This window comes from Geobacillus sp. JS12 (genome assembly GCF_001592395.1).
In the GTDB taxonomy this organism is placed as follows: domain Bacteria; phylum Bacillota; class Bacilli; order Bacillales; family Anoxybacillaceae; genus Geobacillus; species Geobacillus zalihae.
The window spans coordinates 3642113-3656382 of the sequence record NZ_CP014749.1; the positions used below are offsets into that span (position 1 = coordinate 3642113).

Here is a 14270-nt window from a genome sequence, read left to right on the forward strand (position 1 = left end):
CGTCAAGGAAAAGCTCCTTGACGTTTTTTATCGGCCAATGCGCGCGGACCGCTTCGTAAAATCGACGCCGCGGTAATACGTCTGCTTCACAAGGACGTTCGGTCCGAGGCAGCGTGCCGACGGGCAGTGGCAAAGAAGCTCCCTAGCAAGCTTTGAGCGCCGCCATTTGTCATACACGTCTGGCAGCGAATCGTGAATGATGTTGCCAAGCGGCGGTTCATCACCGAAATCGGTGACGATGACATCGCCGGTGAAAATATTGACATTGAGCCGTGAACGTCCGTCTGGATCGTTGCGCACGGTGACGTTTTTGCTTTCATACAGCCGCTTCAATAGGCGCACATCTTCTTCGTTGTCGCTGCACGGGTAAAACGGCAGCGTGCCAAACAGCATCCAGACGTTTTCGTCGCGAATGTCAAGCAAATGGTGAATCGCTTCGCGCAATTCGTCCAAGCTCAACGTCTCTAAAGCGCTGGCAAAATCGCTCGGATACATCGGATGGATTTCATGGCGCCGACAGCCCATTTCCTCGACAACTTGGCGGTGGATCGCTTCTAAGTGGCGGACGGTCCGTTTGTTTAACATCGTTTCCGCGGATACCATCACGCCGGCATTTGCCAGCGCTTTTGCATTGTCAAGCATGCGCTGGAAGTATTTCTCGCGTTGGGCGCGCGTCGGCTTCCGCTCCATCATGGCAAAACCACCTTCGACAAAGTCGTCGACCGTCCCCCAGTTGTGCGAGATATGGAGCACATCCAAATACGGAATGACTGGTTCATAGCGAGACAAATCCAACGTCAAGTTCGAATTCAGCTGCGTCCGCACCCCGCGCTCGTGCGCGTAGCGGAGAAGGGGAACGACGTATTGTTCGACGGATTTTAATGACAGCATCGGCTCGCCGCCGGTGATGCTTAATGACCGCAAATGCGGAATTTCCTCGAGCCGGCGGAGCAACATATCAAGCGGCAGCGCCTCGGGATCTTTCATTGTCAACGTATAGCCAACAGCACAATGCTCACAGCGCATATTGCAAAGCGTCGTTGTGGTAAACTCAATATTCGTCAGTTGTAGTTGTCCATATTCTTCAATATCGACGTACGCTTCCCAAGGGTCATACGCCGGCGTAATGGCCGGTATGGTCGATGAACGCATCACTTTCTCCTCTCTCCATGACAAAGTCCTATCGTTCATTATTAGCCGCCTTAGCAGCGCTTGTCAATCGTTTTGGATGTTTTGCATCTACCCCATTCGTATGATGAGGATGGAACAATCATGAGATCGAAAAGAAAGATTTTTTACACAACGCTGGAAAACGGAGTATAATAGGAAAAGATGGGACAACTGCATATGGACGATAAACAGGGGAAGGGGCGTTTAGACAAATGGAAAAATTCCAGCAAAGCATGTATGACTTGATTGTGGAAACATCTACGAAGCTGCCAAAGGATGTCCGTCGAGCGATCGCTCGGGCGAAAGCGCGCGAAAACGCCGGCACGCGGGCGGCCATGGCGCTCAATACGATCGTCGAGAATATTCAGATGGCGGATGAAAACGTGTCTCCCATTTGCCAAGACACCGGCTTGCCGACATTTAAAATCAAAGTGCCGGTCGGCGTCAATCAAATCGAAATGAAAAAAGCGATTCGGGCCGCCATTGTCGAAGCGACGAAAAACGGCAAACTGCGCCCGAACTCGGTCGATTCGCTCACCGGCAAAAACAGCGGCGACAATTTAGGGGAAGGCGTGCCGGTCATTAAATTTGAGCAGTGGGAAAACGATTACATTGACGTTCGCCTCATTTTAAAAGGCGGCGGCTGTGAAAACAAAAACATCCAATACAGCCTTCCGTGTGAACTCGAGGGGCTCGGCCGCGCTGGCCGCGATTTGGACGGCATCCGCAAATGCATTTTGCATGCGGTGTACCAAGCGCAAGGGCAAGGATGCAGCGCCGGCTTCATCGGCGTCGGCATCGGCGGCGACCGCTCATCCGGCTATGAGCTCGCCAAAGAACAGCTGTTCCGTCCGGTTGATGACGTCAACCCGATTGAAGAATTGCGCCAGCTGGAAGAATACATTATGGAAAACGCCAACAAGCTCGGCATCGGCACGATGGGCTTTGGCGGCGAATCGACGCTGCTTGGCTGTAAAATCGGCGTCATGCACCGCATCCCGGCGAGCTTCTTCGTTTCGGTCGCCTACAACTGCTGGGCGTTCCGGCGCATGGGCGTGAAAATCGATCCGGCGACCGGTGAGATCATCGAATGGCTGTACCAAGACGGCGAAGACGTCGATTTTGCAAAAGAATTGGAAAAAGCGGAAGCGGCCGCGGCGCTTGAACAAGGAGAGGCGCGCGTCATCGATCTCGTTCCGCCGCTGTCGGAAGAACAAGTGCGGAAGCTCCGCGTCGGCGACGTCGTCCGCATCAGCGGCGTCATTTACACCGGCCGCGATGCCATTCATAAATATTTGATGGATCACGATGCCCCCGTCGATTTGAACGGGCAAATCATTTACCATTGCGGCCCGGTCATGCTAAAAGACGAAGACGGCCGCTGGCACGCCAAAGCCGCCGGCCCGACGACCAGCATCCGCGAAGAGCCGTATCAAGGCGACATTATGAAAAAATTCGGCGTCCGCGCTGTCATCGGCAAAGGCGGCATGGGCGCAAAGACGCTGCAAGCGTTAAAAGAACACGGCGGCGTGTACTTAAACGCCATTGGCGGCGCGGCGCAATATTACGCCGATTGCATCAAATCCGTGGAAGGCGTTGATTTGCTGGAGTTTGGCATCCCCGAAGCGATGTGGCATTTGCGCGTCGAAAACTTCACCGCTGTTGTTACAATGGACTCGCACGGCAATAGCTTGCATGAAGATGTGGAAAAATCATCGTTGGAAAAACTGGCCCAATTCAAAGAACCGGTGTTCAAGTAAGAGGGAGAGCTGAATTTCAAGCACATGGCTATTGGTATTCACAAGCTGATCCCGTTTTCTTCTCTGTCCCCAAAGCGCTCGCTTTTGGGGCTTTTTTTTGCAAAAAATGGCGCGCGTAAAGCGGTCAGGGGTGAAAACAATAAGAAAGAGGAAAAGATGGCGGCCAAGGAGGAACTAGGCATGAGATGGCTCATTTCTCTCGTTTTAGCGCTCGCGCTTTTTCCCGCCCCTGCTTTTGCCATAAGCAATGCGCCGATCCATTGGGGATTGAAGCGAAGCGAAAACCACGAGCCCCCATCGGCGGGAAAAGAGCTCGATGAGCTGCTTGCCAAATATGACGCGTTTTATTTAGGCGATACGAGTGAAAAAACGATTTACTTGACGTTTGACAACGGCTATGAAAACGGCTATACGGCGCAAATTTTGGACATCTTGAAAGAAAAACATGTGCCGGCCGCCTTTTTTGTCACCGGCCATTATTTGCAAACCGCGCCCGATTTAGTCAAACGGATGGCGGCGGAAGGGCATATCATCGGCAACCATTCGTGGCATCATCCCGATTTAACAACTGAAAGCGATGAGCAGGTGCGCGAAGAGCTGGAAAAAGTCAAGGAAAAGACAGAAGAGTTGACCGGGCAAAAAGGGATGATGTACCTTCGCCCGCCGCGCGGCATTTTCAGCGAACGGACGTTATCTCTCGCCCGCGAGCTCGGCTATTACCACGTCTTTTGGTCGCTGGCGTTCGTCGACTGGCAAACCGACCGTCAGCGCGGCTGGCAATATGCCTATGACCAAATCATGAAACAAATCCATCCGGGGGCGATTTTGTTGCTGCACTCTGTATCGAAAGACAACGCCGACGCGCTGCCAAAAGTGATCGACGACTTGCGCAAACAAGGGTATACGTTCGCCAGCCTTGATGACCTTATGGCCAAAAAGGCCGGCCTTCACCCGTGGGTGTTTCGCCCGTAAGCCGCTTTCATCACTTGAGCACAAAAGCGGTACGAAACGTTTTATGTCGGACCATTCGAAAACCCGCCTCGTTCTGTCAACCGAACCATATGCCGCTGCCTCGTCCTGCCAACAAGTTGGTTCGACGGGGCGTTTTTCGTTATAATAGGGGCACGGACAAATGAGAAAGGTGAGAACGATGTGGAAACGAACGATCATCGTGCCGGCGCCGTATGATTTCGTCCACGCGCTTGAACGGCTTGCATTGGATCCGCTCCTGGCGGTCGATTTAGAGCGGCGGCGCATCACCGTGCCGCTTCATCTCGATGGTTTAAAGGTGCCGGTCGTGATTGAAAGCATCGGCACAAAAGACGATCCTCGCTTTGTCGTCTCGGCGCCGCATCCCAAGCGGCAGGAAGACATCATCGAGCGCGTCTCTCATTTATTTCAATGGCGGACGCCGCTCGTTCTGGTGTATGATCATTTTCGCGCGACCGAGCTGGCGCCGTTGTTTGCCCAGTATGAAGGGATGCCGCTCGTGCTCGATTTTGATCTATATTTTTGCCTCATCAAATGTTTGATCCATCAGCAGCTTCATCTCAAAGTCGGCTATCGGCTGACGGAGCGGTTTGTGAAAACGTTCGGAACAGAAGTGGATGGCGTTTGGTTTTACCCGCGCCCGGAAGAAGTGGCCGCCCGTTCGTACGATGACTTGCGCGCCTTGCAGCTGAGCGGGCGGAAAGCCGAATATATCGTCGATGTGTCGCGCCTCATTGCCGAGGGGAAGCTGCGGCTTGATGAACTCGAGCAGATGGAAGACGGCGAGGTGATGGAGAGGTTGACCGCCGTGCGCGGCATCGGTCCGTGGACCGTGCAAAATTTCCTCCTCTTCGGCCTCGGCCGTCCGAACGTCTTTCCGCCGGCGGATATCGGTTTGCAGCGGGCGGTCGAAAAATGGTTCGGGCTTCCGAAGCGGCCAACTGTCAAAGAGATGGCGGCGCTTAGCGAGCGGTGGAAGCCGTACGCCAGCTATGCGGCGCTTTATTTATGGAGAAGTATCGAATGAGAGGGACCGATATGGCAAAGCAACAAATGAACATCAAAATCAAAAAAGGCGAGCAATTTCTCGTGACGATTCAACGGATCGGCATTAACGGCGAAGGGGTCGGTTATTTCCAAAAACAAGTCGTCTTCGTCCCCGGTGCGTTGCCGGGGGAAGAAGTCATCGTTGAGGCGACGGACATCCACCCAACCTACGTCGAGGCGAAAATCAAGCGCATCCGCAAGCGCTCGCCAAACCGCATCAAGCCGCCATGCCCGCTCTATGACCAGTGCGGCGGCTGCCAGTTGCAGCACTTATCGTACGAGGCACAGCTCGAGGCGAAGCGCGACATTGTCATCCAGGCGCTCCGCCGCCATGCCCGGCGCCTCGATGTCGACAAGCTTGACATCAGCCCGACGATCGGCATGGACAACCCGTGGCATTACCGAAACAAAAGCCAGTTTCAAGTTGGAATGAAGGAAGGGAAGGTGCTCGCCGGGCTGTACGGCATCAACTCCCACCGGCTCATCGATTTATCGGAATGCCGCGTCCAGCATCCGCAAACGACGCGCGTCACGAACATTGTGAAAACGATTTTGCAAGACTTGCGCATCCCGATTTACAATGAGCGGACAAGAACGGGCGTCGTGCGGACGATCGTCGTCCGCGTTGGCTTCCATACGGGCGACATCCAGCTTGTGCTGGTGACGGCGACAAAAGACATCCCGCGCAAACAGCTGCTCATTGACGAAATTCGCCGCCGCCTCCCAGAAGTGAAATCGATCGTGCAAAACATCAACGGCGAAAAAACGTCGCTTATTTTCGGCGACGAGACAGAAGTGCTCGCCGGCGACGAATATATTCAAGAAACGCTCGGCGATTTGTCGTTTGAACTGTCGTCGCGTGCTTTTTTCCAGCTTAACCCGATCCAAACGGTCAAGCTGTACGACGAAGTGAAAAAAGCGGCCGCCCTCACCGGAACGGAGCGGATCGTTGACGCTTACTGCGGCGTCGGCACGATCGGGCTGTGGCTCGCCCGCGATGCGAAAGAAGTGCGCGGCATGGACACGATCCCCGAAGCGATTGAAGACGCCAAGAAAAACGCGAACAAACATGGCTTTACGAACACGCACTATGTCGTCGGCAAAGCGGAATATTGGCTGCCCAAATGGGTGAACGAAGGCTGGAAGCCGGACGTCATCATCGTCGACCCGCCCCGCGTCGGCTGCGACCGGGCGTTGCTTGAAACGATTCTCCGCGTCCGCCCGAAAACGGTCGTCTACGTCTCGTGCAACCCATCGAGCCTCGCCCGCGACCTCGACGCCTTGGCGGCACAATACCGCGTCGACTACATCCAGCCGGTGGACATGTTTCCGCACACGGCGCATGTGGAAGCGGTGGCGAAGTTGTGGATGATTGTGGAAACGCCCAATAAACTCGTTCCACTTGGAACATGACCGTCTCACAGAGAGAATGAGGGAAAACTTTTTACTCCTTCGGGTTTTCCCTCATTCCCTAATGAAAACTCCATTCTCCATCATAAGTTCTGCCGGAAAAATGGAGAAACGATTCGTGCGTGACTTTATTTTAAACGACAGTGTCTCCGTTTGCCGCCATTGCTGCGTTGAAATTGAAGAAATCGACTATTCGCTTAAAAAAATCTCTTCTAAAGAAGGTTCATGCACATGAATGCGATAAATATCAATATTTTGCTCCGTCAATGCTCTCACGATGCTAGGAATTTTTTCCTCTGAGTCTACAACGAAAGATGTAATCCGTTCGCTTGTTTTGATTTCCTTGCTGATCTCATGAAGCATACTCTCCATCCATGATGGGTCTGATACGAACGAATGCTTGATTTGGACATGAAGAGCTGACATGTGCTTGGATTTTAGCTCCTCTAATGTTCCTTCGCTGAAGATGCGTCCATCTTTCATAATGGCAATCCTTGTGCAAATTTTCTCTACTTCATGTAGATTGTGGGAAGTCATAAAGATTGTTTTTCCTTCATTATGTAAATCTTTGATGAGCTTATGGATTTCCAAGCTTGATTCTACATCAATCCCTGATGTCGGTTCATCTAAGAAGATGAGCTCAGGGTCATGGACAATCGCTTGAGCGATGCCCAATTTTTTCTTCATTCCAAACGAAAATTTCCCAACCTTTTTGTTTGCATGCTCCGATAACCCGACTTTTTTTAAGACTTGCTCGCAACGTTCTTTTGACATTTTATAACCAATGATGCTTGAATAATATTTCAAATGATCGACAGCCGTCATCGAGTCATAAAAGGAGGAGTAGTCTGGCAATACTCCAATGCGGTGTTTCACGTTCTCCAAATTTGGCTCGTTCAATAGTTGAAACGTTCCCGTCGTGGGATGGACAATCCCTGTGATAATATTAATAAATGTCGACTTTCCAGCCCCGTTTCGTCCTAAAAACCCGTAAATCTCGTTTGATTTCACTTCCAAATTTACATGATGGATGACCGTTTTGGCTCCATAAACTTTTGTAATTCCTCTCGCTTCAATGGCATTCATTCTTGTTCTCCCCTCGGCGGCATGGTTAATTCGTTTTGCATTTCGTAGGCTGATGCCTATTATGTTAAACGGATATCACAAATCTTTCTTGTTAAACAATATGATCCCAATCCCTATTATGAAAATGGCGTATATAACATTCATGAGCGTATAAAAGTGTCCTAACAGTGCGTAGTAGTAAGGCGTAAAAAATTTCAGCCAATTCACAGCTTGATTGCTTGAATTGATAATCCAAAGGCTGAATGCAGGGAAAAGCAAGGAGAATACAACGCCGAAAAACATGGTGGCGGTCGGTTTAGGAATGATAATGGAAAAGAGAAGGTTGTAAGCAATGGCCACCGATATAAATGATATGCATTCTAAAAGCCCCCACCACAAGAAATTTTTGGATACAAGGAAAATCAACATAAAAGATACAAAAATGCAAAAAAACCAAAAAAGCCACATTCCGATATACTTTCCAATTACGATATTGGTTCGGGAATTTTTCGTTACGAGAAATCTGATTGTTCGTGTGCTGATTTCTCGGTTCATAATATCATGCGATAAAGCAGCAATAAAAAGAAAACCTAATAAAAATACGATAGAGGCAATCCCTGCCCCAGATCCATTCTCCGCATCATGAACATCAAATCGATTTGCGATTGTTCCCATCAGACCAGCCGTCCAATAGCTGATTCCGAAAATAATGGCAATAATGACAAGCGCTTTGATACTTTTAAAGAGTGACTTAAACTCATGCCAACCAATCGCCCACATACCCAATCTCCTCTCTTGTTCTCATGTTATTTCAAAATTTTTAATCTGTACGCTTTAGAGACAATCCCCACTCTTGTTTTCACACCCATTTTTTGAGCGATATTACTTATGTAGTATTCAACCATTCTTTGGGAGTAATTTAATTTTTTAGCGATTTGTTTATTGGGAAGGCTCTTCACCACAACATGTACTTGACAAGCAATACGGTTTCCTGCACAAAGATGTGCAAAAATCACTGATTTGTTGATTTTCCCTCACAAGCGTAAATAGAGTATGTTCAGAAAAAATCAAGTACAACTTTTGGTGAAGAGCCATTGGGAATCTCGTTTGCGATCATCTTAATAATTTGATATTCGACTTCTGTAAAAATGGGTGTATCACTGTTTTCCATTTTCCTCCCCCCACAGCAGGCTATATAGATGCAATTTGAAGCTTTAACATTTGTAGCTTTTACCGAGCATTTGATCGACTGTCGAAGGCAAGCCACAGGCTTGCCTTCGACAGTCGAAAAATGGATAAGCGACTTTTCCATCAAGGATATGTTAAACTTTTTCGTTGCATCGATATAAATCCAAATATAACAACCTCATTTTGTTCGTCCGTCCTTAGTGGAACCGACTTCTTTTTCAAGGTGGCATTTTTGATACGATCGTCGATACATGAATACGAAACAAAGGAATAAGACTGTCAACTTTATCGGCCAGATGACATGAATGTAAAAAAGCGTTTCTATAACCCCGAGTTCGACAGTTTTGAGGCCATTTTAGGCAAATGAAAATGGTTAAAATGCTGTAATATCAAGGATTTCACGATGCGGATCCTAGAAAAAAACGCTGAATTTCATAGGCACACGACTTGATGATTTAACCTTTTAAAATAGCCGAATATCGTTTATAATATAGGCATGTACATACGGAGAGTCACACGCAAAAACAAAGATGGAACGACTGTTGCATATCTTCAGCTTGCTCACAACGAATGGGATCCGAAGGCCAAATATGCGAAAGCGAAGGTGATTTATTCGTTTGGGCGCGAAGACGAGGTGGATCGCGCTGTCTTGGAGCGTCTGGCCAAAAGCATTTCGCGATTCCTTTCTCCTGAGCAGGCTTGGGAAATCGAGACGTTGACAGGAGAAGTGTCGGATGACTTTCAGTTTCAATCAAGCAAACGCCTTGGTGGCGCTTGGCTTTTGGATCAGCTCTGGAGACAACTGGGATTGGGAGAGATTCTCCACTCCTTGTTTGCCTCCCGACATCATCAGATTCCGTTGGAACGGCTCATTTTTGCCATGGTGGCGAATCGTGCCCTTCATCCGTCAAGCAAGTTGGCGATGGAGGAGTGGGTGGAGAAGGACGTGCATATCCCTCATCTTCCCCAAGTCGCCAGCCACCAGTTATACCGGGCGATGGATGAGCTGCTGGCTGTGCAGCCGGAATTGGAACGCCAAGTGTTCCATGCCGTGGCCGATTTATTGAACCTGGAAGTCGATTTGATTTACTTTGATACGACTTCGTCGTACTTCGAAGTGGATCCCTCTGAAACACCGGAAGGAGAATCGCTTCGAAAGCAGGGGTTTTCCAAAGATAAGCGTCCTGATTTGGTTCAAATCGTCATTGGGCTGGCTGTCACCCGGGAAGGAATCCCGATTCGCGCTTGGGTATGGCCTGGCAATACCATGGACATGACGGTCATCAAACAGGTGAAACAAGACTTGATTGGCTGGAAGCTTGGACGTGTGATCAGCGTCATGGACCGCGGCTTTTCCTCTGAAGAGAATTTGCGAATCTTGCAACAGGCCGGGGGACACTATATTGTCGGCGAAAAAATGCGATCCGGCAAAGCCGCCGTCGAAGAGGCCCTAAGCCGTCGCGGGCGCTACCAACAAGTTCGCGAGAACTTGCATATCAAAGAAATCATCGTGGGCGACGGAGAAGCGCGTCAGCGCTATGTTCTCGTGTACAATCCCAGCGAAGCCGAACGCCAACGCAAGGAACGGGAAACGCTGCTCGAATCGCTGAAAGAGGAGTTGGAGGGGCTTCGCCAACTCCCCAATGAAGCTCATCATAAGGCCACCTGCCGGCTGCGTTCCCATCCGTCCTACGGAAAATACTTGCGCCAGTTGAAGGATGGAACGCTTCGCATCGACAAGCAGGCGGTTCGTGAAGCGGAAAAGTATGACGGCAAATATCTCATCCGAACATCCGACGATACCTTGTCTGCGGAAGATGTCGCCATCGGGTATAAGCAGCTGGTGGATATCGAGCAGGCCTTTCGGACGTTGAAATCGACACTTGAGCTGCGTCCCATGTATCATCGCTTGGAAGACCGCATCCGGGCGCATGTGCTGCTCAGTTGGCTGGCTCTCTTGTTAGTTCGGATCGTAGAGATCCGGACTCATGAATCGTGGCCGAAAGTAAGGGATGAATGTGAGCGTCTTATGCTTGGACATTTTTCTTCCAAAAACGGCGACCTTTATCAACGAACCGAGCTGACGGCCAAACAAGCGCAACTCTTTACGGCTCTAGGGCTGGAGCCTCCTCCGAAGATCCTAGGCATCCATCCTCGCGCCTAGATACACGCCCGAAGTGTGCCCAAATGTCTCTCGTCCCTTTTGCATCAAGGGGCGAGAGGCATTTTGTTTGCCTAGTCACTGTCGAACTCGGGATAACTATACTAAAAAAGATAAATTTGAAATAGAACGGAGCCTTTTCCCTATATCGATTCGACTGCAGCTTAGCTGGTTGGATGCCGATACCTAACAAATAAAAACATGTAAAAGCCATATATCCGTCAAGGAAGACATGATGGCTCAGCTTGCCTATGGCTAGCTGTATGAAAAAGAGAAAAGTAAGTAGCGTATAAAGAAAAATGCCATGAGCAATATCAATGCTTGCTCTTACACTTTTCAAAGGTATCGGAAGATGTTCCAGTTGATACTTATATCTCAACTGATAATCTAATGTGATCGTTGAAAAACTTAAAAAAGAAACAAGGAAAGCTGTATAAAGAATATGAGATAAGTCTCCCGTTTGATATGCCTCATCTCTATGTATTACTGCATCACTGATGAGAGAAAAAACAAAGTATGTTATGCCAATGCCCAATATTTTTTGGGTGTATTCATGACTTCTCATCATACGCAGAAGTTGAAAGGAAATAGCTTTACGTAAAGTACAGTTAAATTGAAACAAAAAGGATATCAACTTGCTTAGAAAGCGAGTGAGTTTGTAAAACCAAACGAAATTTCCTGAAGGAAGATCTCCCGAGAGCAATGCTTTTATAACGATACGGTAAGTTCCGATAGAAAAAAGGGAAAAGACACTAAAAAGAGCGACAAAAAAGGAAAACGACCACTCAAGACGATGAAGATTGCCTTTTTGAGCAATGATATATAAACATAGTGTTAAGGAGAAAAACACATATGCTAAAACAGGAATCTGCTTTTGACGACTCTTCGATAAAACCAACAAAAATTCCAAATAGGTTCGAACAATCTTAATGTTAATAATGCTGATCAATAAAAAGACGATGTTGATCCATGTCGCTTTACATACAGTTAGGTAAATGGCGATTATGATCAGTTCTGTGATAGAATGGAAACTCCATCCAGATACGGCAAAATGGAAAAGGAAAATCTTTGTTTCTGTGACCGGAACATTTCTCAGAAAATAAACGATGAACTGAGGGCTCTCATATAACTGTGTGACACTAAATAAAAATAACAATTCAAGTATCAAGTATACTATACAATAATAGAAAGAAAATTGGTCGGGATTTAGATTAAAGGTAACGAAACAGAAAAAAAAGATCAAAGACCAAAACAATACCGCCAAAATAGTTTGAATGATGATTTCTTGAAAACGGTGTTCCTTTCTTTCATCTATAGAAATACGATACAATTTTTGATAGGTTCTATATTTCATAACAAACACCCTTATTGATGAGCTTCTTCGAATAAGCAGCCGCCTTCTAAACGATAAATCTGATCAGCAATGTCCAGAGCATGTTGAAAAATATGCGTAGTAAAGAGTGTTGTTTTATTTTCATGTTTTCGTTTTGTGAATAAACGTTTCACCCATTCTACAGCTTGAGAATCTAATCCTTCGAATATTTCATCGCAAACTAATAATGGCGGGTCATGAAGAACAGCTCCGATGAGTTGAACCTTCTTTTTCGTGCCGAATGATAAGTTTGAAAAGCAGACGCTTATTTCTTTGGTAATATTCAATTCTTTGGAAAGTTGATGATAAATTTGGGTAGTGCGATCTGCAGGCAATTCATATATATCAATAATGAATTCAAAATACTCTTCTGGTGTTAATTTTTGTAAATGATCTTGATGGTCTGAAGAAACAAAAGCGCTGTTTTTTCTTAAAAACATTCGATCATCGACCCGAGTTCGACAGTGACTAGGCAAACAAAATGCCTCTCGACCCTTGATACAAAAGGGACGAGAGGCATTTGAGCACACTTCGGGCGTGTATCTAGGGGCGAGGATGGATGCCTAGGATCTTCGGAGGAGGTTCCAGCCCTAGAGCCGCAAAGAGTTGCGCTTGTTTGGCCGTCAGCTCGGTTCGTTGATCAAGGTCTCCGTTTTTGAAGAAAAATGTCCAAGCATAAGACGCTCGCATTCGTCCCTTACTTTCGGCCACGATTCATGAGTCAGGAGAAAGGATCACGAAATGCTTTTGGCCAGACGCTCCAAGACAGCGCGATCCACCTCGTCTTCGCGCCCAAACGAATCCATCACCTTCGTTTTCGCATATTTGACCTTCGGATCCAATTCGTTGTGAGCAAGCCGGAGATACGCCACGGTCGTTCCATCTTTATTTTTGCGTGTTACTTTCCGCATGTACATGCCTATATTATAAACGATATTTGGCTATTTTAAAAGGTTAATTTGTCAATTCGTGTGCCTATGAAATTCAGCGTTTTTTTCTAGGATCCACATCGTGAAATCCTTGATATTACAGCATTTTAACCATTTTCATTTGCCTAAAATGGTCTCAAAACTGTCGAACTCGGGATCGATATTGCGATTGAATATTCTTATTTCTCCACAATCGTATTTCATGAAATTTAACATACAATGAAGAAAGACAGTTTTGCCAACCCCATTATTCCCCACGATCGAAACAATGGATGGCTTCTCAACGATGAAATTGATGTTGTCCAACACTATATTTTTTCCAAAGCTTTTGGATAAATTTTGGATGGAAATGGGTATAGCATGCAACATATTTGCTCATCCCTCTAATTCATGTTAAAATGGAATTGGGAGAGAAGGATATTATAGGGAGGAGACAAAGCAACGGGGATTTTTAATCGGATTGTTAGGTAAATCAATACATTTACATTAGTCAATCAAACCTGCTGCCTTAAGGGCTTCGTAAACAATTTGAATAATCCATGAATGATCTAGAAACCACTTTACTAGTGCAGCAAATCCCTGTTTATAAGCCGCAATAAATGAATCGTAAAGCGATCCGAGTGCATTCTTAATTGCTTGGATAGCTTTTCCGCCGTATTTAAAAATTGCATTTACAATTTTATAAATTAGGTTCAACATTTCTTTTCCTCCTCTCCTATTCTCCCTTCATTGCTTTGTCTCCCAGTTTTTATGTTAACAAATATATAAATTTGTAATCAATAGGATTTTATGTATATTTCGGAAACACGAAAAATGAGTGCTGATTATCCAAAAATCCCCCTTCCATAAATTTGAGCATACTCAAACAAAGCGACAGCCATCGCGAATTTCCAGTTGAAAGAAAGCTGCCCGAATACAAAGTGGCGAGTGAATTGAAGTTTTGCGGATATCCGCAAAACTCCTTTAATGCATATTGAAGAAACAGTTCAGATATACTATCATGGAATTGTATGTTAATTTTAGATGATGGAGGGCCTCCATGAAAATTTTCTTAGATATCATGTTTTATATAGGAGGATTGGGGACCGTTTGCCGATATATTGGGTGGGAGTTTTTTAGAGAACACTCAACGTGGTTTCTCATTCCGTTTATAGGAGGGGCTTAGGCAGACTCATTCT

At 47.0% G+C, this 14270-nt stretch carries 13 protein-coding genes and 2 pseudogenes; 5 read left to right on the plus strand and 10 right to left on the minus strand.

Annotation, left to right across the window (positions count from 1 at the left end):
• Positions 1–27: 27 nt before the first annotated feature.
• A complete protein-coding gene (gene yfkAB, locus A0V43_RS17905) occupies positions 28–1152 on the minus strand; it encodes a radical SAM/CxCxxxxC motif protein YfkAB (RefSeq protein ID WP_015373939.1) in 1125 nt (374 codons plus the stop codon).
• Positions 1153–1382: 230 nt separating this feature from the next.
• Here yfkAB and A0V43_RS17910 point away from each other — a divergent pair, with 230 nt between their 5' ends.
• The 4 genes from A0V43_RS17910 (at position 1383) to rlmD (ending at position 6380) form a co-directional block, all read left to right on the plus strand.
• Positions 1383–2930 carry a fumarate hydratase gene (locus tag A0V43_RS17910; RefSeq protein ID WP_063193726.1) on the plus strand — a complete coding sequence of 516 codons (1548 nt, stop codon included), beginning with the start codon at positions 1383–1385 and terminating at the stop codon, positions 2928–2930.
• Positions 2931–3110: 180 nt separating this feature from the next.
• A complete protein-coding gene (gene pdaA, locus A0V43_RS17915) occupies positions 3111–3902 on the plus strand; it encodes a delta-lactam-biosynthetic de-N-acetylase (protein ID WP_063193902.1) in 792 nt (263 codons plus the stop codon).
• A 178-nt stretch (positions 3903–4080) separates the two neighbouring features.
• The gene (locus A0V43_RS17920; RefSeq protein ID WP_063193727.1) at positions 4081–4947 is read left to right on the plus strand and encodes a DNA-3-methyladenine glycosylase family protein; all 867 of its coding nucleotides are present in this window, start codon (positions 4081–4083) and stop codon (positions 4945–4947) included.
• Positions 4944–6380 (plus strand): 23S rRNA (uracil(1939)-C(5))-methyltransferase RlmD, encoded by a 1437-nt coding sequence (rlmD, locus tag A0V43_RS17925; RefSeq protein ID WP_063193728.1) that lies wholly within the window; start codon positions 4944–4946, stop codon positions 6378–6380. Before A0V43_RS17920 ends, rlmD begins: the two co-directional genes overlap by 4 nt.
• 186 nt (positions 6381–6566) lie before the next feature.
• Here the strand turns inward: rlmD and A0V43_RS17930 are convergent, their stop codons facing one another.
• From A0V43_RS17930 to A0V43_RS20655, 3 genes are all read right to left on the minus strand, one after another.
• Entirely contained in the window at positions 6567–7463 is an 897-nt protein-coding gene (locus A0V43_RS17930; RefSeq protein ID WP_063193729.1) for an ABC transporter ATP-binding protein, read from the minus strand.
• Between the two features lie 75 nt (positions 7464–7538).
• Positions 7539–8222 carry an ABC transporter permease gene (locus tag A0V43_RS17935; protein ID WP_063193730.1) on the minus strand — a complete coding sequence of 228 codons (684 nt, stop codon included), beginning with the start codon at positions 8220–8222 and terminating at the stop codon, positions 7539–7541.
• Between the two features lie 26 nt (positions 8223–8248).
• Positions 8249–8347, minus strand: coding sequence for a helix-turn-helix domain-containing protein (locus tag A0V43_RS20655; protein WP_236931044.1), 99 nt, complete (start codon positions 8345–8347; stop codon positions 8249–8251).
• Positions 8348–9126: 779 nt separating this feature from the next.
• On the opposite strand from A0V43_RS20655, the gene A0V43_RS17940 reads away from it, so the two are divergent.
• The gene (locus tag A0V43_RS17940) at positions 9127–10794 is read left to right on the plus strand and encodes an IS1634 family transposase (protein ID WP_015374097.1); all 1668 of its coding nucleotides are present in this window, start codon (positions 9127–9129) and stop codon (positions 10792–10794) included.
• Here A0V43_RS17940 and A0V43_RS17945 read toward each other — a convergent pair.
• From A0V43_RS17945 to A0V43_RS17960, 6 genes and pseudogenes are all read right to left on the minus strand, one after another.
• The gene (locus A0V43_RS17945) at positions 10736–12145 is read right to left on the minus strand and encodes a hypothetical protein (RefSeq protein ID WP_063193731.1); all 1410 of its coding nucleotides are present in this window, start codon (positions 12143–12145) and stop codon (positions 10736–10738) included. The two genes, A0V43_RS17940 and A0V43_RS17945, sit on opposite strands and share 59 nt — an antisense overlap.
• A gap of 11 nt (positions 12146–12156) precedes the next feature.
• The gene (locus A0V43_RS17950) at positions 12157–12603 is read right to left on the minus strand and encodes an AAA family ATPase (RefSeq protein ID WP_063193732.1); all 447 of its coding nucleotides are present in this window, start codon (positions 12601–12603) and stop codon (positions 12157–12159) included.
• A gap of 103 nt (positions 12604–12706) precedes the next feature.
• Positions 12707–12885: pseudogene (locus A0V43_RS21080) on the minus strand (IS1634 family transposase); the annotation flags it as partial.
• Between the two features lie 15 nt (positions 12886–12900).
• A pseudogene (locus A0V43_RS20660) lies at positions 12901–13080 on the minus strand (IS1634 family transposase); the annotation flags it as partial.
• A gap of 129 nt (positions 13081–13209) precedes the next feature.
• Positions 13210–13461, minus strand: coding sequence for an ATP-binding cassette domain-containing protein (locus A0V43_RS21085; protein ID WP_063193733.1), 252 nt, complete (start codon positions 13459–13461; stop codon positions 13210–13212).
• Between the two features lie 117 nt (positions 13462–13578).
• Complete coding sequence (locus A0V43_RS17960; protein WP_063193734.1) at positions 13579–13791, minus strand: hypothetical protein; 213 nt, start codon at positions 13789–13791, stop codon at positions 13579–13581.
• Between the last annotated feature and the right edge of the window lie 479 nt (positions 13792–14270).